At 61.3% G+C, this 22166-nt stretch carries 19 protein-coding genes; 3 read left to right on the plus strand and 16 right to left on the minus strand.

Features of this window, described 5'->3' with window-relative positions; translation table 11 throughout:
- Nucleotides 1–97: 97 nt before the first annotated feature.
- The 7 genes from PI739_RS09030 to PI739_RS09060 all read right to left on the minus strand — a co-directional run bounded on the left by PI739_RS09030 (nucleotide 98) and on the right by PI739_RS09060 (nucleotide 7096).
- Entirely contained in the window at nucleotides 98–1051 is a 954-nt protein-coding gene (locus PI739_RS09030; RefSeq protein WP_096106194.1) for an adenosine deaminase, read from the minus strand.
- A gap of 78 nt (nucleotides 1052–1129) precedes the next feature.
- Complete coding sequence (locus PI739_RS09035; RefSeq protein ID WP_271351724.1) at nucleotides 1130–2095, minus strand: 2-oxoglutarate and iron-dependent oxygenase domain-containing protein; 966 nt, start codon at nucleotides 2093–2095, stop codon at nucleotides 1130–1132.
- Between the two features lie 83 nt (nucleotides 2096–2178).
- Nucleotides 2179–3273, minus strand: coding sequence for a BMP family ABC transporter substrate-binding protein (locus PI739_RS09040; protein ID WP_003366477.1), 1095 nt, complete (start codon nucleotides 3271–3273; stop codon nucleotides 2179–2181).
- A 151-nt stretch (nucleotides 3274–3424) separates the two neighbouring features.
- Nucleotides 3425–4216, minus strand: coding sequence for a Fe(3+) dicitrate ABC transporter ATP-binding protein FecE (gene fecE, locus PI739_RS09045; protein WP_003431853.1), 792 nt, complete (start codon nucleotides 4214–4216; stop codon nucleotides 3425–3427).
- Between the two features lie 4 nt (nucleotides 4217–4220).
- On the minus strand, nucleotides 4221–5189 hold the full coding sequence (locus tag PI739_RS09050; RefSeq protein ID WP_003366481.1) for an iron chelate uptake ABC transporter family permease subunit: 969 nt from the start codon (nucleotides 5187–5189) through the stop codon (nucleotides 4221–4223).
- Nucleotides 5186–6175 carry an iron-dicitrate ABC transporter permease FecC gene (fecC, locus tag PI739_RS09055; protein WP_003431851.1) on the minus strand — a complete coding sequence of 330 codons (990 nt, stop codon included), beginning with the start codon at nucleotides 6173–6175 and terminating at the stop codon, nucleotides 5186–5188. Before fecC ends, PI739_RS09050 begins: the two co-directional genes overlap by 4 nt.
- Nucleotides 6176–7096 (minus strand): Fe(3+) dicitrate ABC transporter substrate-binding protein FecB, encoded by a 921-nt coding sequence (locus PI739_RS09060; protein ID WP_003431850.1) that lies wholly within the window; start codon nucleotides 7094–7096, stop codon nucleotides 6176–6178.
- Nucleotides 7097–7360: 264 nt separating this feature from the next.
- Between PI739_RS09060 and PI739_RS09065 the strand changes: the two genes are divergently transcribed.
- Nucleotides 7361–8464, plus strand: coding sequence for a calcium:cation antiporter (locus PI739_RS09065; protein ID WP_003431849.1), 1104 nt, complete (start codon nucleotides 7361–7363; stop codon nucleotides 8462–8464).
- Nucleotides 8465–8575: 111 nt separating this feature from the next.
- Here PI739_RS09065 and PI739_RS09070 read toward each other — a convergent pair whose 3' ends face one another.
- The 9 genes from PI739_RS09070 to PI739_RS09110 all read right to left on the minus strand — a co-directional run bounded on the left by PI739_RS09070 (nucleotide 8576) and on the right by PI739_RS09110 (nucleotide 18999).
- A complete protein-coding gene (locus tag PI739_RS09070) occupies nucleotides 8576–9931 on the minus strand; it encodes an 8-oxoguanine deaminase (protein ID WP_054081328.1) in 1356 nt (451 codons plus the stop codon).
- Between the two features lie 123 nt (nucleotides 9932–10054).
- Nucleotides 10055–10744 carry an SDR family oxidoreductase gene (locus PI739_RS09075; RefSeq protein ID WP_054081329.1) on the minus strand — a complete coding sequence of 230 codons (690 nt, stop codon included), beginning with the start codon at nucleotides 10742–10744 and terminating at the stop codon, nucleotides 10055–10057.
- A 243-nt stretch (nucleotides 10745–10987) separates the two neighbouring features.
- Nucleotides 10988–11914, minus strand: a complete 927-nt coding sequence (locus PI739_RS09080) for an ABC transporter permease (protein ID WP_003414641.1) — start codon at nucleotides 11912–11914, stop codon at nucleotides 10988–10990.
- Nucleotides 11914–13014 (minus strand): ABC transporter permease, encoded by a 1101-nt coding sequence (locus PI739_RS09085; protein ID WP_003431845.1) that lies wholly within the window; start codon nucleotides 13012–13014, stop codon nucleotides 11914–11916. Before PI739_RS09085 ends, PI739_RS09080 begins: the two co-directional genes overlap by 1 nt.
- 11 nt (nucleotides 13015–13025) lie before the next feature.
- Entirely contained in the window at nucleotides 13026–14579 is a 1554-nt protein-coding gene (locus tag PI739_RS09090; protein ID WP_046718920.1) for an ABC transporter ATP-binding protein, read from the minus strand.
- A gap of 532 nt (nucleotides 14580–15111) precedes the next feature.
- The gene (locus tag PI739_RS09095; protein WP_058397694.1) at nucleotides 15112–15705 is read right to left on the minus strand and encodes an IMPACT family protein; all 594 of its coding nucleotides are present in this window, start codon (nucleotides 15703–15705) and stop codon (nucleotides 15112–15114) included.
- A gap of 32 nt (nucleotides 15706–15737) precedes the next feature.
- The gene (locus PI739_RS09100; protein WP_003318629.1) at nucleotides 15738–16400 is read right to left on the minus strand and encodes a TetR/AcrR family transcriptional regulator; all 663 of its coding nucleotides are present in this window, start codon (nucleotides 16398–16400) and stop codon (nucleotides 15738–15740) included.
- A gap of 94 nt (nucleotides 16401–16494) precedes the next feature.
- A complete protein-coding gene (locus tag PI739_RS09105; protein WP_271351726.1) occupies nucleotides 16495–17892 on the minus strand; it encodes a uracil-xanthine permease family protein in 1398 nt (465 codons plus the stop codon).
- A 186-nt stretch (nucleotides 17893–18078) separates the two neighbouring features.
- A complete protein-coding gene (locus tag PI739_RS09110; protein WP_003431839.1) occupies nucleotides 18079–18999 on the minus strand; it encodes a LysR family transcriptional regulator in 921 nt (306 codons plus the stop codon).
- 111 nt (nucleotides 19000–19110) lie between these two features.
- On the opposite strand from PI739_RS09110, the gene PI739_RS09115 reads away from it, so the two are divergent.
- Nucleotides 19111–20457, plus strand: coding sequence for an omega-aminotransferase AptA (locus PI739_RS09115; RefSeq protein WP_003366568.1), 1347 nt, complete (start codon nucleotides 19111–19113; stop codon nucleotides 20455–20457).
- 90 nt (nucleotides 20458–20547) lie between these two features.
- Complete coding sequence (locus PI739_RS09120) at nucleotides 20548–22041, plus strand: CoA-acylating methylmalonate-semialdehyde dehydrogenase (RefSeq protein WP_003366570.1); 1494 nt, start codon at nucleotides 20548–20550, stop codon at nucleotides 22039–22041.
- Nucleotides 22042–22166: the final 125 nt, after the last annotated feature.

Genomic DNA, 22166 nt, shown 5'->3' on the forward strand with positions numbered 1-22166 from the left:
GTGCCAATGCTCCGCGTTGGTATGCAGTTCCTGACGCTCTGCGTCCTCTGCGACGCAGAGCATGAGCAGCGATGGATGTCACCCGCTCATTCCCTCTTTAGGGCTTGACCAGTCGTGCATCCAGGCTGTTTTGCGCCAAGCGTTTGGCCTGATCTTCGGTCATGCCCAGGTGGGTGTACAGCGCGTGGAAGTTCTCGGTCACGTAGCCACCGAAGTAGGCCGGGTCGTCCGAGTTGACGGTGACCTTCACGCCACGCTCGAGCATGTCGAGGATGTTGTGCTGGGCCATGTCGTCGAACACGCAAAGCTTGGTGTTGGACAGCGGGCAGACGGTCAGCGGGATCTGTTCGTCGATGATGCGTTGCATCAGCCGCTCGTCTTCGATGGCGCGAACACCGTGGTCGATGCGCTCTATCTTCAGCAGGTCCAGTGCTTCCCAGATGTATTCCGGCGGACCTTCTTCCCCGGCGTGAGCCACAGTCAGGAAGCCTTCGTTGCGCGCGCGATCGAACACACGCTGGAACTTGCTCGGCGGATGGCCCATCTCCGAGCTGTCGAGGCCCACGGCAACGAACGCATCACGGAACGGCAGCGCCTGATCGAGGGTTTTTTCGGCTTCTTCCTGGGACAGGTGGCGCAGGAAACTCAGGATCAGGCCGCTGTCGACGCCCAGCTTCGACTTGCCATCTTTCAGCGCACCGGTAATCCCGGCCAGTACCACTTCGAACGGGATGCCACGGTCGGTGTGGGTTTGCGGATCGAAGAACGGTTCAGTGTGGATAACGTTCTGTGCCTTGCAGCGCAGCAGGTAGGCCCACGTCAGGTCGTAGAAGTCCTGTTCGGTGCGCAATACGTCTGCGCCCCGGTAATACAGATCGAGGAATTCCTGCAGGTTGTTGAAGGCATACGCCGTGCGCAGGGTTTCGACGTCATCCCACGGCAGGGCAATCCTGTTGCGCTCGGCCAGGGCGAACAGCAACTCGGGTTCCAGCGAGCCTTCGAGGTGTAAGTGCAGTTCTGCCTTGGGCAGGGCGTTCAACCAGTCGTACATATTCTTTTCTCATCAGGTGCAGATCCCGGACATTCTACAGATGCACGTCGCTGCGCAGGGTAAAACCTGACCGAACGTTCAACTTGCCTCCTGTTCGCGGCGATAAGCGTAGGTATCCGCGAAGCGCGACAGCAGAAATTCGGCGCAGGTGGTCATCGGATAGCGGGCCGGATGATCGTCGCTCTGGCAACCGGGCAGGCATTCGATGCGCGTGTCGGGGTGCGGTTCGGCGAAGAACGGCATGGAGTAGCGATCAACCCCGAGCGGGCTGATGACCCGATGCGGCGTGGACAGATAACGATCGTTGCTCCAGCGCGCCATCATATCGCCCAGATTGACCACGAAGGTGCCGTCAAGCGGTGGCGCGTCGATCCATTCGCCGCGCACATCACGCACCTGCAAGCCGCCCGCTGTGTCCTGATACAGTAGAGTGATGCAGCCATAATCGGTATGCGCGCCTGCGCCTTGTTGCTCGGCCGAGGTCGCTGTATCACGCGGCGGGTAATGAATCATGCGCAGTACGCTGACCGGGTCCTTGAAGCGCTGATCGAAGAAATCGCGCTTGATGCCCAGTGCTAGGGTCATGGCGCGCAGCAGGGTTTGCGCCAGCGCCTGCATGTCCAGATAGTGTTGCTCCATCAGCGCTTCCCAGCCGGGAATGTCCGGATGCCGGTTTGGCCCACGCAGCGGTTTGCCCGCCAGCACGTCGGGATGACGGGCATCCAGGTGCAGGCCCATGTCGAAGGTTTCCTTGAGGTCACTCGGCAGGCTGGGGTCCAGTTGTTCGGTCGCGATGGCGCCGTAGCCGCGATGATGGGTGCTTTGGGTGATATCGATCAGGAGCTTTTCAGCTGCCGGCCGGGCGAAGAAGTCCTTTGCCGCCGATTGCACCTGCTCGATGCGTTGCGCGCTGATCGGGTGGCCCTTGATGTAAAAGAAGCCCCATGCCCGACAGGCATTGTCGATTTGCCCGGCAACATCCTGCCAGGCCTGAGTGTCCGTGCCGTAGAGCGGGGCGATGTCGATGACGGGAAGCTGGTCCATTAACCGGTCCTGAAAGGAAGTGTCGGGTGTCGATGATCGTGCCTGGCGCAGCAGGCACGATGGTCAGGCAAGTGGCGGACTGATTACTTGGGCAGCTCGGCCTTGATGCCTTCGACGTAGTAGTTCATCGATGCCAGCTCGGCGTTGGTCGCGACCACACCGTCAGCAATTTTCACGGTGCCGTTCTGGTCCTTGATCGGACCGGTGAACGGGTGGAATTCGCCGCTTTCAATACTGGCAATGATCTTCTGCGCTTCGGCCTTCACGTCAGCAGGCACCACGTCGCTGATCGGCAATTCGACCGTTCCTTCCTTCAGGCCGCCCCAGTAATCCTGTGGTTTCCAGGTCCCTGCGATGGCGCCTTCGGCGGCCTGAATGTAGTGCGGGCCCCAGTTGTTGACGATGGAGGTCAGCACTGCTTTCGGTCCGAAGTGAGCCATATCCGAGGCATAACCGACGGCATACACGCCGCGACGCTCGGCGGTCTGGATCGGCGCAGGGCTGTCGGTGTGCTGGAACACCACGTCCACGCCCTGATCGATCAACGCATTGGCCGCATCGGCTTCCTTGCCCGGATCGAACCAGGAGTTGACCCACACCACCTTGATCTCGGTGCCCGGGTTGTATTTGTTCAGCGCCAGCTGGATGGCGTCGATGTCGCGCAGCACTTCAGGAATCGGGAACGAAGCGACATAACCGATCTTCTTGGTCTTGGTCATCTTCGCGGCGATGTAGCCGCTCACGTAGCGACCCTCATAGGTACGGGCCAGATAAGTGCCCATGTTCTTGTCCTGCTTGTAGCCGGTCGCGTGCTCGAACTTCACCTTGGGGAACTGCTTGGCGACTTTCAGCGTGGGGTTCATGTAGCCGAACGAGGTACTGAAGATCAGGTCATAACCACCCTTGGCCATGTTGCGGATAACCCGCTCGGCGTCCGCGCCCTCCGGCACGTTTTCCACATAGCTGCTGGTCACCTTGTCACCCAGCGCCTTGACCATCGCCTGACGGCCCTGTTCATGCTGATAGGTCCAGCCGTGGTCGCCGATGGGGCCGATGTAGACGAATCCGACTTTCAGCGGATCGGCTGCCGAGGCGAGCAGGCTGGAGCCGATGCCGACAACGGCGGCCATGGCACACAGCAGTTTTTTCAGAGGACGACGTGGGTTGGTCAGGTGCATCGGGTCTAGCTCCTTGCGGTCTTGTTGGAGTGCATACCCCGACAATGCAAATAACTGACCAACAGGACAACTTACGATGCTTGCGCGCTTTGCCGCTTGCCTGCCTGTTTCACCATGCAGCGGGAAGGTGCAGACGCTGCAGGTTACGCTGCTAACTGGTGCAGCGCGTGCTGCGCTCGACAATGCACATCGGCGTACCGGCCACGGGTTCGCGCATGATCTGCACCTGCACATCGAAAACCTGGCAGACCAGCTCGGCCGTCAGTACATCGCCCGGCGCGCCGCAGGTCACCAGACGTCCACCCTGCATGACCGCCAGGTGGTCGGCGTAGCGGCAGGCCTGATTGATGTCATGCAGCACGGTAATCACCGTCTTGCCTTCGGCGCTCAGCTCACGCATCAGGTCCAGCAGCTCGACCTGATGGCTGATGTCCAGATAGGTGGTCGGCTCGTCGAGCAGGACGATGGCCGCGTCCTGCGCAAGGATCATCGCCAGCCAGGCGCGCTGTCGTTGCCCGCCGGACAGATCCGACAGCGGGCGCTCGGCCAGTGTGTCCAGCTCCATGCGCTGCAAGGCTTGATCGACACTGCGTTGATCGGCGCCACTCAGGCGACCCCACAGACTGTTGTGCGGACTGCGGCCGTACGCCACCAGCTGGCGCACGCTGACGCCTTCCGGAATCGGCAGCACTTGCGGCAGAAAAGCCACCTTGCGCGCCAGCTCGTTGGCCGATAGCTGGCGGTAGGCCGTGCCATCCAGACTGAGGCTGCCCGATTGCGGGGTGAGAATTCGGGCGAAGGCCTTGAGCAGGGTGGATTTGCCGCAGCCATTGGGGCCGATCAGCGCAGTGACCTGCGCAGGCGGCGGGCTGAACGACAGGTCTTGCACGATGCGCGTTGCGCCGTAGCCGATGTCGAGTTGCTGCGCCTTCAGAATAGTCATGGGATCAACCTTTGAATCGGGCCAGCAGCCAGAGGAAATACGGAGCGCCGATCACCGCCGTGAGAATCCCGGCCGGAATTTCGCTGGGCGCGATCAGCGTGCGTCCCAGCGTGTCTGCCAGCACCAGTAATAACGCACCCAGCACCATCGAGGCCGGCAGCAGGTACTGATGATGACCGCCGACCAGACGACGGGCCATGTGTGGTGCGACCAGGCCGACGAAGCTCACCGGGCCTATAATGCCCACCCCCAGGCTGGTCAACAGCACGGCACTGCCCATCGACAGCCAGCGCGTACGCGTGAGGCCGGTGCCCAGGCTCTGCGCCGCCTCGTCACCCAGGCCGATCAGGTTCAGTGGTTTGGCCAGCAGCAGACTGAGCGGGATCAGCAGCAGAAGCGGCGTGGCCAGCAAGACGTGGTGCCAGTTGCGGCTCCACAAACTGCCGGTCAGCGCCAGCAGGGCGGTGTTGATATCCAGCGGGTTGGACAGGATCAGGAACTCGGTGATGCTCGACAGCGTCACCGCAATCGCCACCCCGGACAGCGCGAAACGCACCCCGGAAAACTGCACGCCGGTGTTGTACAGCGCCAGCAGCAGCGCACCCGCCGCGCCGCCCAGACACGCCACAAACGGCAGCGCCGATACCGGTAACTGTGGCAGGCCGATAATCGCAATGGTCAGCGCCAGCCCGGCACCCTGGGTGACGCCGAGGATTTCCGGCGAGGCCAGCGGGTTGCGAATCACGCCTTGAACAATGGCGCCCGCCAGGCCGAAGGCGCAGCCGGTCATGATTGCGATCAGGCCGCGTGGCAGGCGGTGATTCCAGACTTCGAAGTCCTTGCTGTCGTGGGCGATTAGGTGATCGAGCACGGCGCCGGGTGTCAGCCACACGGTGCCAGCACTGAGGCTCAGCAGCAGGGCGAGTGCCAGCAGGGTCATCAGCAACAACAGCCTCGAGCGCGGATGGTTCATAGCGCACGCCTCGCCAGAAACAGAAAGAACGGCGCGCCGATCAATGCCGTCACTACCCCGGCCGGTGTTTCCACCGGGAAGGCCACGGCGCGGCTGATCAGGTCCGAGGCCAGCACGATGGCCGCGCCCAGGCCGGCGCTGATCGGAATCAGCCAGCGGTAGTCATTGCCCAGCCACTGGCGAGCGATGTTCGGCGCGATCAGGCCGACAAAGGCGATCGGCCCGACTGCACAGACACTGGCGCCAACCAGCAGCAGACTGAGCACGAATACCAGCAGGCGTAACGCACCGATGCGCACGCCCAGCGAACGCGCAGCGTCTTCACCGAGGTTGATCAGGTTCAAGCGCGGCGCACAGGCAATCGCCAGCACCACGCCGATCAGCGTGCACGGCCAGAGCAGTTGCAATTGCGCCGCGCCGACATTGGCCAGCGATCCAGCCAGCCAGTTGAGGACACTTTGCGCCTGCGCTTCGACAAGAATTACGGTGAGACGGGTCAAGGCTGCGCACAGCGCGGCGACGGCGACACCCGCCAGCACCAGTCGGCCCTGAGCCGTGGCGGGTGACCATGCACCTCCAAGACTGAACACGGTGATCCATGCCAGTGCACCGCCGAGGCAGGTCATTAAAAGAGCGCCACCGGGGAAGGGCAGAGCGACCAGACCTGTGGAAAACAGCGCCAGCCCCAACGCTGCGCCCGCCGTGACGCCAAACAATGACGGGGAGGCCAGACGGTTGCGGGTGATGCCCTGCATCAACGCGCCCGCCACGCCCAGGCAGGCACCGACCAGTGCCGCGCACAGGGCGCGTGGCACGCGCAGTTGCGCGACGATGTAAGCGATATTGCCGCCCTCGCGGCCCTGCGTGATCAGCCCGTTCCAGGCATCCACCTGGCGAATGCTGAACGACGACAGGGCGAACAGCGACACCCAGAACAGTCCCAGGCAGGTCGCGGTGATCACGCCCGCCATCAGCCAGCGGCGCATTTACGGGTTCAGCACGGCCTTGCCGCCCTTGAGTACGGCAAGCGCATCGTCGGCGATCTGCTCGGACGCCATGATCCCGCGATTGCGCGCCCAGCTGTCGCCATCCACTTCAGCTACCTGCTTGTTACGTACTGCGCCAAGCACCTGCCACAGCGGCTGCTTGCTCCAGCTGTCGACGATACTCGGGCGACGATAATGACCGACCAGCAACCAGTTCGGGTCCAATGCCAGCAACTGCTCCAGGCTGACGAATTCGGTGGGCGCGGCGTCTTTGCGTACTTCCGGGACCTTCAGACCGATCGCCTGCAACACGCTGCCCGCATAAGAGTGCGGGCCGTGCACCGAGAAGCTGTCTTCGCGGGCGACGCCGAACAGCACGTTGGTGTTGGCCGGAATCTGCTCGGCAACAGTCTTCAGGTGCTGGCGGTTCTCCGCGATCCGCGCCTGCATCTCTGGGCCTTTGCCGAGCGCCACGCCGATCAGCTCGGCAGATTTCAGACTGCCCTGATAATCCTCGCCGCGTGACGGCAGCATCAGCGTCGGTGCCAGGCTGGCAAGGTCGTTGTACAGCGCCTGATGGCGACCGAGGTCGGCAATGATCAGGTCCGGCTTGAGCCGCGCGATCACTTCTATATTGGGTTGCGAGCGCAGGCCCACAGACTGCCATTCGCCAACGGCCTTGCGCACCTTGGGCAGTACGCGGTTGGCATCGCCATCGTCGGCGGCACCGACCGGCGTCACACCGACCGAAGCCAGTCCGTCGAGAAACGAAAACTCCAGCACCACCACGCGCTTGGGGGTGTCAGGCAGGTGAACTTTGTGTTGGCCGTCATCGATGTCGATAGGCGCGGCCTGGGCTGCACTCGCCATCAGGGTCAGCAGGCCGCAAGCCAGCAGATGCGGAAGTCGAAAAGCACGCATGGCAAAGGTCCTTTCTAACAAAACGGAATCAGGAAAAACAGGCGCGCCCTGAAGGCCGCGAAGAAAACGGCAGGCACTATTGTTGAAAACGGCGGGCACTATTTCACATCGTGGCGACGGGATCAAAAGTCATTTACGCGTGGGTGCGGTTCGCATTCGGGCTATTTTATGAAACCTTTTGTCACACAAGCTACTCTGACACGCTTCACTGTTGGCCACCTTCATGTACATCCGCGGCGATGTCGCAAGGTTTGGGGAATAAAAATGGGCGCATTGCTCAAGCAAGAAAAGTTTCTGTTGCTGGCAATCATTGCCATGTTCGTCGCTTATCCACTGGAGCACGTGCTGGTAGGCAACGGTCAGGTCGTGGCGCTGGTGTCGGGGCTGGCGCTGGTCGCGTTCATCATCTGCGCCTCGATGCGCGTTGCCCACCATGCCGAGATGCTGGCGGAAAAGGTCGGCGATCCTTACGGCACGATGATCCTCACGCTGTCGGCGGTGACGGTCGAAGTGGTGATCCTGGCGATCATGATGAGCAACGAGCCGTCGCCAACGCTGGTGCGGGACACGATTTATTCGGCGGTGATGCTCGACATCAACGGCATCCTCGGTCTTGCGGCGCTGATGGGCGGTATCAAGCACGGCGAGCAGTCTTACAACGATGATTCGGCGCGCACCTACAGCGTGATGATCCTCACCGCGATGGGCGTGTCGATGGTCGTACCCGAGTTCATTCCCAAGGGTGACTGGAAGATCTATTCGGCGTTTACCATCGGCGCGATGATCCTGCTCTACACCCTGTTCCTGCGCATGCAGGTCGGGCCGCACAGTTACTTTTTCAGCTACAGCTATCCGGAAAAGAAGAAGCGTCAGAGTCAGGGTTCCAATACGGCTGAAGAGCATGCAGAGCCGGTCAATCTGACCCGCTCAATTGCCACACTGGTTGTCGGCGTGGTGGTGATCGGCGCGCTGGCCGAAGTGATGTCGAAGACGGTTGACCTGGGCCTGGAAGGCACCGGTGCGCCGCCGGTGATGACCGCCATCCTGGTCGCCGCCATCTCTGCCGCGCCGGAGATCCTCACGGCCCTGCGTGCCGCGCTGGCCAACCGCATGCAGTCGGTGGTCAACATCGCGTTGGGTGCGTCGCTGTCGACCGTGATCCTGACGGTTCCGGTCATGGAAGCCATGGCGCTATACAGTGGCCAGCCTTTCCAGATGGCCATGACTCCGGTGCAGACCGTGATGATCTTCATCACCCTGCTGGTGTCCGCCATCAACCTCAACGATGGCGAAACCAATGCCATCGAAGGCATGACCCACTTCGTGCTGTTCGCGACGTTCATCATGCTCTCGTGTCTGGGGCTTTAGGGCCTATTGCCTATCGCTCCCACGCTCTGCGTCGCAAGAGGACGCAGAGCGTCCTGAACGGCATGCCGACGCGGAGCGTCGCACGATAGTTGAGATTATCGCCCCGCACGTTCAGCCCCCAATCAACTCCCGCGCGGCCTGGCTGTGATCGGCAATCAACTGCTTGATGTCCAGGCCTTCGACCTGGCCGTCGATCACTCGCCATTGTCCTGCGATCATCACCCGATCGGCACGGTCCGCGCCGCACAGCAGCAGCGCTGACAGCGGATCATGGCTGCCGGAAAAGCGCAGTTCGTCCAGCTTGAACAACGCCAGATCAGCCTGTTTGCCCACCGCCAGTTCACCGAGGTCAGTGCGTCCCAGCAATTGCGCCGACCCCTTGGTGGCCCAGCCCAGCACGAGCTGCGGAGTGATTTTTTCGGCGCCGTAGCGCAGGCGTTGCAGGTAAAGCGCCTGGCGGGTTTCCAGGATCATGTTCGATGCGTCGTTGGACGCTGAGCCATCGACCCCAAGCCCCAACGGCGCGCCAGCAGCGAGCAGGTCCAGGGTTGGACAGATGCCGGAGGCCAGGCGCATGTTCGAGCTCGGGCAGTGGCAGACACCCGTACCTGCTGCGCCGAGACGGGCGATTTCGTCGGGGTTGAAGTGGATGCCATGGGCCAGCCAGGTACGCGGTCCCAACCAGCCGACACTGTCCAGATAATCCACGGTGCGCAGGCCGAAGCGTTGCAGGCAGAAGTCTTCTTCGTCGAGGGTTTCAGCCAGGTGGGTGTGCAGGCGCACGTCGAGTTTTTCGGCCATGGCCGCACTCTCGGCCATGATCTGCGGCGTGACCGAAAACGGCGAGCAGGGTGCCAGCGCGATCTGGATTTTCGCGCCGTCACCACGCTCATGGTAGGTCTCGATCAAACGCTGGCTGTCGGCCAGAATCACCTCGCCCTGCTGCACGGTTTGCTGCGGCGGCAAGCCTCCATCCGCTTCGCCCAGACTCATCGAACCGCGCGTCAGCATCGCGCGCATGCCCAGCTCCCGAACGCTCTGCACCTGAACATCGATAGCGTGTTCAAGCCCGTCGGGAAACAGATAGTGGTGGTCAGCAGCGGTTGTGCACCCGGACAGTAACAGCTCGGCCAGCGCCACCTTGCTGGCGACCGCGAGCTTCTCCGGCGTCAGGCGCGCCCATACCGGGTACAGGGTTTTCAGCCAAGGGAACAACGGCTGATTGACCACTGGTGCCCAGGCCCGCGTGAGGGTTTGATAGAAGTGATGGTGCGTGTTGATCAACCCCGGCAGCAACACATGCTCACGGGCGTCGAACGTCTGAGTGCAAGGCTTTGACGGGAGCTGCCCGGCGGCCAGCACTTCAGTGATGACGCCGCCTTCGATCACCAGGCCGCCACGGGCGTCCAGGTCATTGGCAGTGAACACGGCAAGGGGATTTTTCAACCAGATACGGATCGCAGGCATGGGCCGGCTCCTCTGAAAGACAGGTTCAGGTTAGCCAGCTCAGTGTTGCCCTGTCTGCTGATCCAGGGTCGCCGGGGTCGGGTGCGCCCCGGCGAAGGACGGCGATTCTAGTCGGGCAGCCGATTACCAGGCAATCGTCTTGCCCTGGTAGTCGATGAAGTGATGGCCGCCCTTGCCGGCGTAGGCATTGAGCTGTTCGACAAGCCCAGTGGTGCTGGTCATCACGTCGATGGCGGCATTTTCGCCGCCCATGTCGGTCTTCACCCAGCCCGGATGCATAGACAAAACGGTAGGACGGTTCTCGCCCAGCTCGGTGACAAAGGTATTGGTCATCGAATTGAGTGCAGCCTTGCTGGCCTTGTACAACGCAAGGTTTGCGCCGTCCGGGCAAGTGACGCTGCCCAGCCACGAACTCATGAACGCCAGGACGCCCGTGCCGGGACGAAGTTGATCGACGAAGCGTTCGGCCAGACGAATCGGTGCCACCGCGTTGGTCAGGAACAACTGCCCGAGTTCGGCAGCGGTCGACTTCGCCGCGCTCTGGTGTGCCGCGCCACTGATGCCGGCATTGACGAACAGCACGTCGAACACTTCACCGCGCAGCTTCTGGACCAGCACTTCAAGCGAGGCCGTTTCGTCCAGATCCACCGCTTCGATGCGCACGCCTTCTACCGCTTTGAGGTTTTCAGCGTTTTGCGGATCACGTACGGTGGCGGTGACGTGCCAGCCCTGTTCGGTCAAGCGCTGCACCAGCCCGAGGCCCAGGCCACGCGAAGCACCGATGATCAGGGCGGTTTTCTTGGTAGCGGTCATGAATGATTCCTTGGCAGATTGAGAGACAGACTCCATGGCAGTGCCAGCAAGGCCTCTCGAAAGTTTCGACCTTGCAGCGTACTACTGCCTATGCAGTGTTGGAATCTCCGTGAGCCGGAAACGTTCAAGGTAGATGTCTGACGCTGAGCATCGGCGCGACAGTCGGGATTATCGTTCCGCACGCTCCAGCGTGGGAATGCCGTTCATGACGCTCTGCGTCAAACATCTGCGCCGCGAGCTCCCTCAATGCCCCGCCCGCCACGGCTGGCCCAGCGATACCGGCGCATACAGCCTGGTGCGCAAGGCGTCGCGGGAGAGCAGGACAAGCACGATGATGGTGGCCACATAAGGCAGCATCGCCAGCAGGTTGGAAGGGATGGCCAGGCCTATGCCCTGCGCGACCAGGTGCAGAATGCTGGCCAGACCGAACAGGTAGGCACCCAGTAGCAGGCGCCACACACGCCAGCTGGCGAACACCACCAGCGCCAAGGCTATCCAGCCGCGTCCGGCGCTCATGTTTTCTGCCCACATCGGCGTGTAGGCGAGTGACAGATAAGCCCCGGCCAGCCCGGCCATTGCGCCGCCGAACAGCACCGCAAGGGTGCGCACGCGCAATACCGGCAAGCCCATGGCGCTGGCGGCGTCAGGGTTTTCGCCGACGGCCTGAATGATCAGCCCGACGCGGCTTTTCAGCAGCGCCCAGGCGACCAAAGCGAACAAGGCGAAGGACAGGTAGACCAGCAAGTCCTGGGCAAACAGCATGCGGCCGATCAGCGGAATGTCACTGAGCAGCGGGATGGCCACCGGTTCGAAACCGCTCAACGGTTTGCCGACCCAGGCGGCCCCGACAAAGCTGGAAAGGCCAACGCCGAAGATGGTCAGCGCCAGCCCGGTCGCGACCTGATTGGCGTTGAACACCAGTGCCACCAGGGCAAACAGTGCCGACAGCAGCATGCCTGCAAGCATCGCCAGCAGCACACCCAGCCAGAGGTTGCCGGTGTTCAGGGCGACGATGAAACCGATCACTGCGCCAAACAGCATCATGCCTTCCTGACCCAGGTTGATGACGCCGCTTTTTTCGCAGATAAGTTCGCCCAGCGCCACCAGCAGCAAGGGGGTTCCGCAGCGGACCATGGCGTAGAAAATGTTGCTCAACAGGTCGATATCCATCATGCGGCTCCTGTGACGGCTGTCATCTGGCGCTTGGCCCAGTGCAGTTTCAAACGTGGGCGATAGAGAATCAGCACATCACAGGCCAGCAGGAAAAACAGCATCATCCCCTGAAACAACTGCGTGATTGCCAACGGCAGGTTCAAGGTCATTTGCGCGCTTTCTCCGCCCAGATACAGTAGGGCGATCAACAGGCTGGAGAACAGAATGCCGATGGGGTTGAGGCGGCCGAGAAAGGCCACGGTGATCGCGGCATAGCCGTAACCTGGCGAGACCTGCGGCACCAGTTGACCGATCGGCCCGGTCACTTCCGATACGCCGGCCAGCCCGGCCAGCGCGCCACTGATCAACAGTGCGAGCCAAACCAGGCGTTTTTCTCGAAAGCCGACGAACCCGGCAGCACGCTTGTCCAGGCCCAGCACCTTGATCTGAAAACCGACGAAACTGCGCTGCAGCAGCACCCACACCGCGACCAGCGCAAACAGGGCGAAGTACACGCCGATGTGCGCGCGGCCATCCTCCATCAACAGCGGCAGACGGCTGGCGTCGCCGAAGGTCGCTGACTCCGGGAAGTTCATGCCGGCCGGGTCCTTCAGCGGCCCGTGGACGAAGTACAGCAGCAAGTTGAGGGCGATGTAGTTGAGCATGATGCTGGTGAGGATTTCATTGGCGTTGAAGTGCGTGCGCAGCCAGGCGGTCACGCCCGCCCAGGCCGCGCCGGCGAGGGTGCCGGCCAGCAGCACCATGACCAGTGCCCAACGACTCTCCATCTCGATGATATTCACCGCCACGGCACTGCCTGCCAATGCGCCGAGCAGCAACTGGCCTTCCGCCCCGATGTTCCAGATACGCGCCTGATAGGCGACCGCCAGGCCCAGCGCGCAGAGCAGAATCGGCAGGGTCTTGACCATCAATTCCGACAGGCCGTACCAGTCGCTGACCGGCGCGATCAGCAAGGTGTGCAGCGTCACCCAAGGGTTCAGGCCCAGGCCGATGAACAGCAGTGAACCGCAGACCAGGGTCAGCACCGCAGCCAGTAAAGGGGAGCACCACAACATCGCGCGCGATTGCTGGCCGCGCGGTTCCAGAGAAAGCAGCATGTTTTGCTCCGTTAACCAGGCACGTGGGCTTGGGTTTGAGAATGATCGAACTGTCCCGCCATCCAGCCGCCGATTTGCACGGTGCTGGTCTGTTCAGTGGGGATCAGGTCGGAAAGCTGTCCGCCACTCAGGGCGGCGAGTCGGTCGCTGATCTGGAACAACTCGTCCAGGTCTTCGGAGATCACCAGAATGGCGGCCCCCGCGTCGCGCAAGGCAATCAGCGCCCGATGGATCGCCGCCGCAGCGCCGACATCCACGCCCCAGGTGGGATGCGCGGCAATCAACAGTTTCGGCTTTTGCAGAATTTCCCGGCCGAGGATGAATTTCTGCAGGTTGCCGCCCGACAGACTGCGCGCCGGGGCCTGCGCATCCGGGGTCTTGACCGCAAAGCGCCGAATGATTTCGTCAGCCAGTGCGCGCACCTTGCTGCGCTGGATCAGGCCATTGTTCACCAGCCCTTGCTGAAAGGCGGTAAGCAGCGCGTTGTCGGCAAGACTGAGTTCCGGCACTGCGCCATGCCCCAGGCGCTCGGCCGGGACGAATGCCAAGCCACGCTTGCGCCGCGCATCGGGCCGCAGGTTGCCGACCGGGGCATCCTCAAAACGCAGGGTCGCCGCCTGGGCATGGGGCAAGGTCTGTTCGCCGCTGAGCAGCGCCAGCAACTCATCCTGACCATTCCCGGCCACGCCCGCGATACCGACGATTTCGCCGCTGCGTACGTCCAGGCTGAGGTCTTTGAGTGAGCAGCCGAACGGGTCCGGGTTGTGCCAGGACAGTTTGTCGATGCGCAAAAAGGCCGTGCTGCCGCTGACCTTCTCATACTGTGCGGTCAGCCCTTCGGCATCACCGACCATCAAGCGCGCCAGTTCCAGATCGGAGCATTCAGCGGGAATGCAGTGCCCGGAGACCTTGCCGTTGCGCAGTACAGTCGCGCTGTGACACAGCGCGCGCACTTCGCCCAGCTTGTGACTGATGAACAGAATGCTGCAGCCTTCTCGGGCCAGATGCCGCAGAGTCACGAACAGCTCATCGGCTTCCTGAGGCGTCAACACCGACGTGGGCTCGTCGAGGATCAACAGGCGAATGTCCTGCATCAGGCAGCGAATGATCTCGACTTTCTGCCGCTCACCAATCGACAGGCTGTGAACTAGCCTCTGGGGCTCCACTGCCATGCCGTAGCGTTGTGAGACCTCGCGGATGCGCGGTTCGAGTTGCTTGGGCGTGCCCGCCGCTGCGCCCATCGCCAGCGCGATGTTTTGCGCGACGCTGAGGGTTTCGAACAGCGAAAAATGCTGGAACACCATGCCGATGCCCAGGCTTCTGGCCTGTGCCGGATTACGCATGGTCTGCGCCTGGCCTTGCCAGATGATTGTCCCGGCGTCGGGCTGCGTCACGCCGTAGATGATCTTCATCAGCGTGCTTTTGCCCGCACCGTTTTCACCCAGCAGGGCGTGAATCTCTCCGGGCTGAATCGTCAGGTCGACAGCGTCGTTGGCCAGGCAGCCGGGATACCGTTTGGTGATGTGGCGCAGTTGCAGGCGCGCAGCTATCGCGTGGTTTGACATGAAAGGCTCTGAGGCAGAAGTGGGTCGCGTGTGGATAAAGCAAAATCCTGGCCAAGGAGTCAGGATTCGCGTCCGGTGCGCTGAATCAAGGCCAGGCACGGAGTTTTCGGCCCTGTCACCGGCCTTCGCCTATCGACGGCGCTCGTTTCAGCACCAGTTCGGGGCGTGCTTGCCTGGCGCGGGCCAATGTGGCCCTTTGATTTGAACAAAAAATGTACAGCGGACGTGGAGGGCGGTGCGCTGAAGCAATGCGCGACCCTTGCACCTGTTATCCACAGGTTCTTCCACAGATACTGTGCGCAAGCCGGTTGAGTGAGAATAATGCGGCGGCGGTTAACATCCAAAGGCACTAAGAAGCGCTAACAGGCTGTTTTTGCACTCTTTATGGATCCACGCCCGGCAATTGCTCAAAAAACGATCATTCGCCTGAAACGCAAGCCCGGCAAGGCTCGCGGTGGAGTGTGCTCAGCTTATCCACAGCCGGATGCACAGTAGATGTGGGCAATTGTGACATGTGGCTCAGAGGCTCCGGCTATTGCTCCGGCGCTGCGTGCAGAAGGATTCTGCCGCGACTCAGATCGGCCAGTTGGCGCTGCAGGGTGTCGGTGTGCTCGGGGCCGATGGCGATGGACATCTGCACACCGTTGGCCATGAAGTGTTCGCTTTCCACCAGACCGTTCAGTTCGCCGAGACGCAGCTTGACCAGCACCAGCTCGCTGAAGCTGCATTCAAGGTGGAACGACGCGCGCTGGATCAGCGGCAGACGCTCGGCCTGCTGCAGGCATTTGTTGGCACCGCCGCCATAGGCGCGGGCCAGGCCGCCGGTCCCCAGTTGAATGCCGCCGTACCAGCGGATCACCAGCACCACGACCTGATCGAACTCCTGCGCTTCGATGGCGGCCAGAATCGGCCTGCCTGCAGTGCCGCCCGGTTCGCCGTCATCGTTGCTGCGATACTGGCCACCGAGCTTCCAGGCCCAGCAATTGTGGGTGGCGTTCAGGTCACTGTGCTGCTCGATGAACGCCTGTGCGTCGGCCGGGCTGGCGATGGGGGCGGCGAGGGTGATGAAGCGGCTCTTGCGGATTTCTTCACGAAACTCGCAAGGGCCGATCAGGGTAAAAGGCATGCGTGTGTCCAGCTGACGTCAGGGCGACGATTCTACAAGGCTGGCGGGGTGAGCCCACAACCTTTGAGAATGATTCGAATGAGATTGTTGCTGGCCTGATCCATGTCCTGGCGAGTCAGTCGAGAACGACCGGTGACGCGGCAGATCTGCGAGGCGAAGTCGGCATAGTGCTGGGTGCTGCCCCATAGCAGAAAGATCAGGTGCACCGGGTCGACGGGGTCCATCTTGCCGGCGTCGATCCAGGCTTGAAAGACCGCTGCCCGGCCCTGGAACCACAGGCGGTAATCCTGGCTGAAATACTCGCTCATGCATTCGCCGCCGCTGATGATCTCCATGGCGAAGATCCGCGAAGCCTGTGGCTGGCGGCGCGAGAATTCCATCTTGGCGCGAATATAGCGGGCCAGTGCCTCTGCCGGATCGTCTTCGACGCTGAGGTGGTTGAAGGTGCTGTCCCACAAATCGATGATGTTGCTGAGCACTGCGACATACAGGCCGAGTTTGTTGGTGAAGTAGTAATGCAGATTGGCTTTCGGCAGCCCAGCCTTGATCGCGATGGTGTTCATGCTGGTGCCCTTGAAACCGTGGCGGGCAAATTCATCTTCGGCTGCCTGGATGATCGCTTCTTCGTTCTTCTGACGAATACGGCTTGCAGGCTTGGTGACGTGAGCGCTGTGTGCGGGGACTTCAAGGGTCATGGGCAATTCCGGACAGGTCGTAGGGCGCGACGAATGAACAGATAGCGCACCGGCGAGCATCTCGCAAGCGTCGGTGCGGGCGCGGCAAGTAAAGTTATCGTGGTTGCTCCACAGGTTTGGGTTCCGCTGCACCGGCGCTCGGAACGGCGGCGACTTTGCCTTCCGGAATCAGCAGGCACATGACAATGGCCGTGATACCGCCGCTGGTGATGGCCGAATCGAACAGGTTCTGCACCAGTTTCGGCAACTGATGCAGCAGCGCAGGTTGCGCCGCAATACCCAGACCGACACCCAATGAGGTGGCAATGATCAGCATGCTGCGTCGGTCCAGCGGTGACTGGGCCAGAATGCGTACCCCGGCGGCCGCGACGCTGCCGAACATGACCAGCGTTGCGCCGCCGAGCACCGGCTTGGGGATCTGCTGGACGATGGCACCAATGTGCGGAAATAGCCCGAGCACGAACAGCACCGCGCCGATGTACAGCCCGACGTAGCGACTGGCAACGCCGGTCAACTGGATCACGCCGTTGTTCTGCGCAAAGGTGGTATTGGGAAATGCGCTGAAGGTCGCGGCGATCATGCAGCTCACGCCATCACCCAGTACACCGCCCTTGAGGCGCGCCAGGTAACTCGGGCCGCTGATGGGCTGGCGCGCGAGCATGCAGTTGGCGGTCAGGTCGCCGACCGTCTCGATACTGCTGATCAGATAAATCAGCGCGACAGGCAGGAAAGCGCTCCAGTCGAAATTGAAGCCGAAGCGGAAGGGCACCGGTACGCTGATCAACGGCAGGTCGTGAAGGGGTTGCGGCACCAGTTTGCCGCTGAACCATGCGGCCAGACTGCCCACCGCCAGGCCGATGATGATGGCTGACAAACGTACCCAGGGCGTATTCGATCGATTGAGCACAATGATCACGGCCAGCACGAACGCGCCCAGCGCCAGATTAACCGGGGCGCCGAAGTCCGGTGCGTTGAAGCCTCCGCCCAGGTCTGTCACGCCTACCTTGATCAGGCTCACACCAATCAGCGTGATGACAATACCGGTCACCAGTGGCGTGATGACCCTTCGCAACTGGCCAATGCAGCGACTCAGCGCGATCTGCACCAAGGCACCGAAAAAGCACACGCCGAAGATCATCGCCATGATGTCCTCCGGGCTGCCGCCGCGCTGCTTGACCAGAAAGCCTGCGGACAACACTGCGCCTAAGAAGGCGAAGCTGGTGCCTTGCAGGCAGATCATGCCCGCGCCGATACCGAACGGGCGGCGTGCCTGGATGAAGGTGCCGGTGCCCGAGACCATCAAGGCCATGCTGATCAGGTACGGCATGTACTGTGTCAGGCCAAGGGTCGAGCCGATGATCAGGGGCGGGGTGATGATCCCCACGAAGCTGGCGAGAACGTGCTGGAACGCGGCCAATATCGCCGTCCAGGGTTTGGGGCGGTCGTCCAGGCCGTAGATCAGATCATCGTTGTCGAGTGTTTCAGGCTGCATGGCGAGTTCTCGGACGGGGAAATGCCATGTGCTGGCGTGTCGTTGTTCGGGACTACTGCAAAAAACTGTCCAGTTGCTCAGCTTATTTTTATTTGATTCCATTTATTTCAATAAATATCAGCCTGATAGCGCTTTCAACGCGCTCTGCAGCGTCGGCGAACCGGCCAGGTGCAGGGCAGAAATGTGTCATCGGGTAGCGGCAAGTGTTTCCAGAAAGCTCTCCAGCACCAAATGAGGGCGCCGGCCTTTGCGGGTGACGGTCACCAGATTGAGGTCGTAGAACTTCGAATCCGGTTTCAATGCGCGCAGCCTGCCTTCCTGCACCCAGGCGTTGGCGTAATGATCGGGCAGGTAGCCTATGTAGCGGCCGGTCAGAATCAGGAAGGCGATGCCCTCCCGGTCGGACGCGCTGGCCGTGCAGGTCAGTGCCTGATAGTGGTCCTGGATCTCGTTGGGCAGGCGAAAGGTCGGAGCAATGGCTTCCTGCTGTGCGAGACGTGCGTCATCCAGCGTGGCATTCTCGGCGTAAAACAGGGGATGCCCGACCGCGCAATAGAGCAGCGAACGCTCGCTGTACAACGGATGATACTCAAGCCCCGGCAAGGCACTGGCCTGCGGCACGACGCCGACATGCAGGCCGCCGTCGAGTACACCGCGCTCGACCTCGGCGGGGGCGATCATGCGGATGTTGATGTGCACGCCCGGCCCGCGCTCTTTCAGCCGGGCCAGGGCATGGGTGATGCGCATGTGGGGGAGGGTGACCAGGTTGTCGGTCAGGCCGATGTTCAGCTCGCCGCGCAGGTTCTGGTGCAGGCCGTTGACCTCTGTCCTGAAACTTTCCAGCGCGCTGAGCAATTGCAACGACGACTGATAGACCTCGCGCCCTTCGTCGGTCAGGGAAAAGCCGGCGCGGCCTCGCTGGCACAGGCGCAGGCCAAGGCGTTGTTCCAGATCACTCATCTGCTGGCTGATCGCTGATCGGCCAATGCCGAGCACGCTTTCAGCCGCAGAAAAGCCGCCCGCCTCGACGACGCTTTTGAATAGGCGCAGCAAGCGGATATCAAAATCACTGACCTGCGACACCGGATCGGAACGACGGATATTCATTGTTTAGTGATTACCAAACCAAAGATCATAAAAGGCGGGTTTCATGAACTTTAGCCGCGTGGCACCTTGGCGGCAATGACCTTTCGTTTAGCGCCTGCGAGGCTTGCTCCCATGAATATGTTCGAAGTGTCCGATGTGCCTGTCACCCATCAGTTGAAGCTTGATGCTCACTGGATGCCCTACACCGCGAATCGAAATTTCCAGCGCGACCCGCGCATGGTCGTGGCCGCGCATGGCAGCTATCTGACAGACGACAAGGGGCGCAAGATCTACGATGCACTCTCAGGTCTATGGACATGCGGGGCTGGGCACACGCGCAAGGAAATTCAGGAAGCCGTTTCCCGGCAGCTGGGTGTGCTGGATTACTCACCAGGCTTTCAGTTCGGGCATCCCCTGTCGTTCCAGCTGGCAGAACAGATTACCGACCTGACGCCGGGCAATCTCAACCACGTCTTCTATACCAACTCGGGTTCCGAGTGCGCGGATACGGCGGTGAAGATGGTGCGTGCCTACTGGCGGCTGAAAGGCCAGGCGACCAAGACCAAGATGATCGGTCGGGCACGCGGCTATCACGGTGTGAACGTGGCGGGCACCAGCCTGGGCGGAGTGAATGGCAATCGCAAGATGTTCGGCCAGTTGATGGACGTCGACCACTTGCCGCACACCCTGCTGGCCAGCAATGCGTACTCGAAGGGCATGCCCGAGGCGGGCGGTATCGCGCTGGCTGACGAGATGCTCAAGTTGATCGAGTTGCATGATGCGTCGAACATCGCTGCTGTAATCGTCGAACCCATGGCAGGCTCGGCCGGTGTGATCGTTCCTCCGCAGGGCTATCTTAAGCGCCTGCGTGAAATTTGTGATCAGCACAATATCCTGCTGATCTTCGACGAAGTCATCACCGGCTTCGGTCGCACGGGCTCGATGTTTGGCGCGGACAGTTTCGGGGTCACGCCTGACCTGATGTGCATCGCCAAGCAGATCACCAATGGCGCCATCCCCATGGGCGCGGTAATCGCCAGCAGCGAGATCTATCAAACGTTCATGAATCAGCCGACGCCGGAGTATGCCGTCGAATTCCCTCACGGCTACACCTATTCCGCTCACCCCGTAGCCTGTGCGGCCGGGCTGGCGGCGCTTGAACTGCTGCAGCGGGAGAACCTGGTGCAGCAGGCCGCAGCCGTCGCGCCGCATTTTGAACGTGCGCTGCACGGTATCAAGGGCGCGAAAAACGTGGTCGATATCCGCAATTACGGTCTGGCAGGTGCCATCCAGCTCGCACCGCGTGACGGCGACGCCATCGTGCGGCCCTTCGAGGCAGGCATGAAGCTGTGGAAAGCCGGTTTCTACGTGCGCTTCGGCGGTGACACCCTGCAATTCGGACCGACCTTCAACAGCCAGGCGCAGGATCTGGATCGATTGTTCGATGCCGTCGGCGAAACCCTCAACCTGATCGACTGACCGCGCTGGCAGGCTCTCTTCTTATATACGTGCCTTTATCGCATCGGGTGTGAGCTGATTCACGCCCGTTGCCTTTATCCGGAGTTTTCCATGAGCAGCATTCAACACCTGATCCACGGCGAGTTCGTTTCTGCTGAAGGTCGTAGCGCCAATGTCTTCAACCCGTCGACCGGGCAGGTTATCCACACCGTGGCGCTGGCCGATCGCGAAACAGTCCAGAAGGCAATCGACTCGGCCAAGGCTGCCTTTCCGGCGTGGCGCAATACGCCGCCGGCCAAGCGTGCTCAGGTGATGTTCCGTTTCAAGCAACTGCTTGAGCAGAATGAGTCACGTATTGCCCAATTGATCAGTGAAGAGCACGGCAAGACCCTGGAAGATGCGGCGGGCGAGCTGAAGCGTGGTATTGAAAACGTGGAATACGCTTGCGCTGCGCCTGAAGTGCTCAAGGGTGAATACAGCCGCAACGTCGGGCCGAACATCGATGCGTGGTCTGACTTTCAGCCGCTGGGTATCGTTGCCGGTATTACCCCGTTCAACTTCCCGGCCATGGTGCCGCTGTGGATGTACCCGCTGGCCATTGCGTGTGGTAACTGCTTCATCCTCAAACCTTCGGAACGCGATCCCAGCTCCACATTGTTGATTGCCGAGCTGCTGCATGAAGCGGGGCTGCCGAAGGGTGTGCTCAATGTGGTTCACGGTGACAAGGTCGCGGTCGATGCGCTGATCGAAGCGCCGGAGGTCAAGGCATTGAGCTTCGTCGGTTCCACACCGATTGCCGAGTACATCTATAAGGAAGGCGCAGCGCGGGGCAAGCGCGTTCAAGCGCTCGGTGGTGCCAAGAATCATGCGGTGTTGATGCCGGATGCCGATCTGGACAACGCCGTGAGTGCCTTGATGGGCGCTGCCTACGGGTCCTGCGGCGAGCGTTGCATGGCGATTTCGGTCGCGGTATGCGTCGGCGATCAGATCGCTGATGCATTGGTGGCCAAACTGGTTCCGCAAATCCAGAGCCTGAAGATCGGTGCGGGCACGACCTGTGGCCTGGATATGGGGCCGCTGGTCACCGGGCAGCATCGCGACAAGGTCGGCGGCTATATAGAGGACGGTGTGCAGGCGGGCGCGACTCTGGTGGTGGACGGGCGCAACCTTCAGGTTGCCGGGCATGAACAGGGCTTCTTCATGGGTGGCTGCCTGTTCGATCGCGTAACGCCAGAGATGCGTATCTATAAAGAAGAGATTTTCGGGCCGGTGCTGTGCATCGTGCGCGTGGACAGCCTTGAGCAGGCCATGCAACTGATCAACGATCACGAATATGGCAACGGCACTTGCATCTTTACCCGCGATGGCGAAGCGGCGCGTCTGTTCTGCGACGAGATTGAAGTGGGGATGGTCGGGGTCAATGTTCCACTGCCGGTACCGGTTGCCTATCACAGCTTTGGTGGCTGGAAGCGTTCCCTGTTCGGCGACCTGCATGCGTACGGTCCCGATGGTGTGCGCTTCTATACCCGTCGCAAGGCAATTACCCAGCGCTGGCCGCAACGTGCGAGCCATGAAGCGTCGCAATTCGCTTTTCCCAGCCTGTAAATTCTGCGGGAGGGAGATCGTCTTTAAAGAGGATCTCCCGTGTTTGCTGGGGCGTAGTAAAGCAGGGTGAAGATTTTTGAAATTAACGGTTGACGCCCTCTGTAAGGTGTCTATAATTCGCCCCA

It is taken from the genome of Pseudomonas cerasi (assembly GCF_027983475.1).
In the GTDB taxonomy this organism is placed as follows: Bacteria; Pseudomonadota; Gammaproteobacteria; order Pseudomonadales; family Pseudomonadaceae; genus Aquipseudomonas; species Aquipseudomonas cerasi.

Bases quoted from the DNA above. Each gene is read 5' to 3' on its own strand.
- PI739_RS09030 (WP_096106194.1), bottom strand. From the start codon at position 1,051: ATGTACGACTGGTTGAACGCCCTGCCCAAGGCAGAACTGCACTTACAC.
- PI739_RS09035 (WP_271351724.1), bottom strand. From the start codon at position 2,095: ATGGACCAGCTTCCCGTCATCGACATCGCCCCGCTCTACGGCACGGAC.
- PI739_RS09040 (WP_003366477.1), bottom strand. From the start codon at position 3,273: ATGCACCTGACCAACCCACGTCGTCCTCTGAAAAAACTGCTGTGTGCC.
- fecE (WP_003431853.1), bottom strand. From the start codon at position 4,216: ATGACTATTCTGAAGGCGCAGCAACTCGACATCGGCTACGGCGCAACG.
- PI739_RS09050 (WP_003366481.1), bottom strand. From the start codon at position 5,189: ATGAACCATCCGCGCTCGAGGCTGTTGTTGCTGATGACCCTGCTGGCA.
- fecC (WP_003431851.1), bottom strand. From the start codon at position 6,175: ATGCGCCGCTGGCTGATGGCGGGCGTGATCACCGCGACCTGCCTGGGA.
- PI739_RS09060 (WP_003431850.1), bottom strand. From the start codon at position 7,096: ATGCGTGCTTTTCGACTTCCGCATCTGCTGGCTTGCGGCCTGCTGACC.
- PI739_RS09065 (WP_003431849.1), top strand. From the start codon at position 7,361: ATGGGCGCATTGCTCAAGCAAGAAAAGTTTCTGTTGCTGGCAATCATT.
- PI739_RS09070 (WP_054081328.1), bottom strand. From the start codon at position 9,931: ATGCCTGCGATCCGTATCTGGTTGAAAAATCCCCTTGCCGTGTTCACT.
- PI739_RS09075 (WP_054081329.1), bottom strand. From the start codon at position 10,744: ATGACCGCTACCAAGAAAACCGCCCTGATCATCGGTGCTTCGCGTGGC.
- PI739_RS09080 (WP_003414641.1), bottom strand. From the start codon at position 11,914: ATGGATATCGACCTGTTGAGCAACATTTTCTACGCCATGGTCCGCTGC.
- PI739_RS09085 (WP_003431845.1), bottom strand. From the start codon at position 13,014: ATGCTGCTTTCTCTGGAACCGCGCGGCCAGCAATCGCGCGCGATGTTG.
- PI739_RS09090 (WP_046718920.1), bottom strand. From the start codon at position 14,579: ATGTCAAACCACGCGATAGCTGCGCGCCTGCAACTGCGCCACATCACC.
- PI739_RS09095 (WP_058397694.1), bottom strand. From the start codon at position 15,705: ATGCCTTTTACCCTGATCGGCCCTTGCGAGTTTCGTGAAGAAATCCGC.
- PI739_RS09100 (WP_003318629.1), bottom strand. From the start codon at position 16,400: ATGACCCTTGAAGTCCCCGCACACAGCGCTCACGTCACCAAGCCTGCA.
- PI739_RS09105 (WP_271351726.1), bottom strand. From the start codon at position 17,892: ATGCAGCCTGAAACACTCGACAACGATGATCTGATCTACGGCCTGGAC.
- PI739_RS09110 (WP_003431839.1), bottom strand. From the start codon at position 18,999: ATGAATATCCGTCGTTCCGATCCGGTGTCGCAGGTCAGTGATTTTGAT.
- PI739_RS09115 (WP_003366568.1), top strand. From the start codon at position 19,111: ATGAATATGTTCGAAGTGTCCGATGTGCCTGTCACCCATCAGTTGAAG.
- PI739_RS09120 (WP_003366570.1), top strand. From the start codon at position 20,548: ATGAGCAGCATTCAACACCTGATCCACGGCGAGTTCGTTTCTGCTGAA.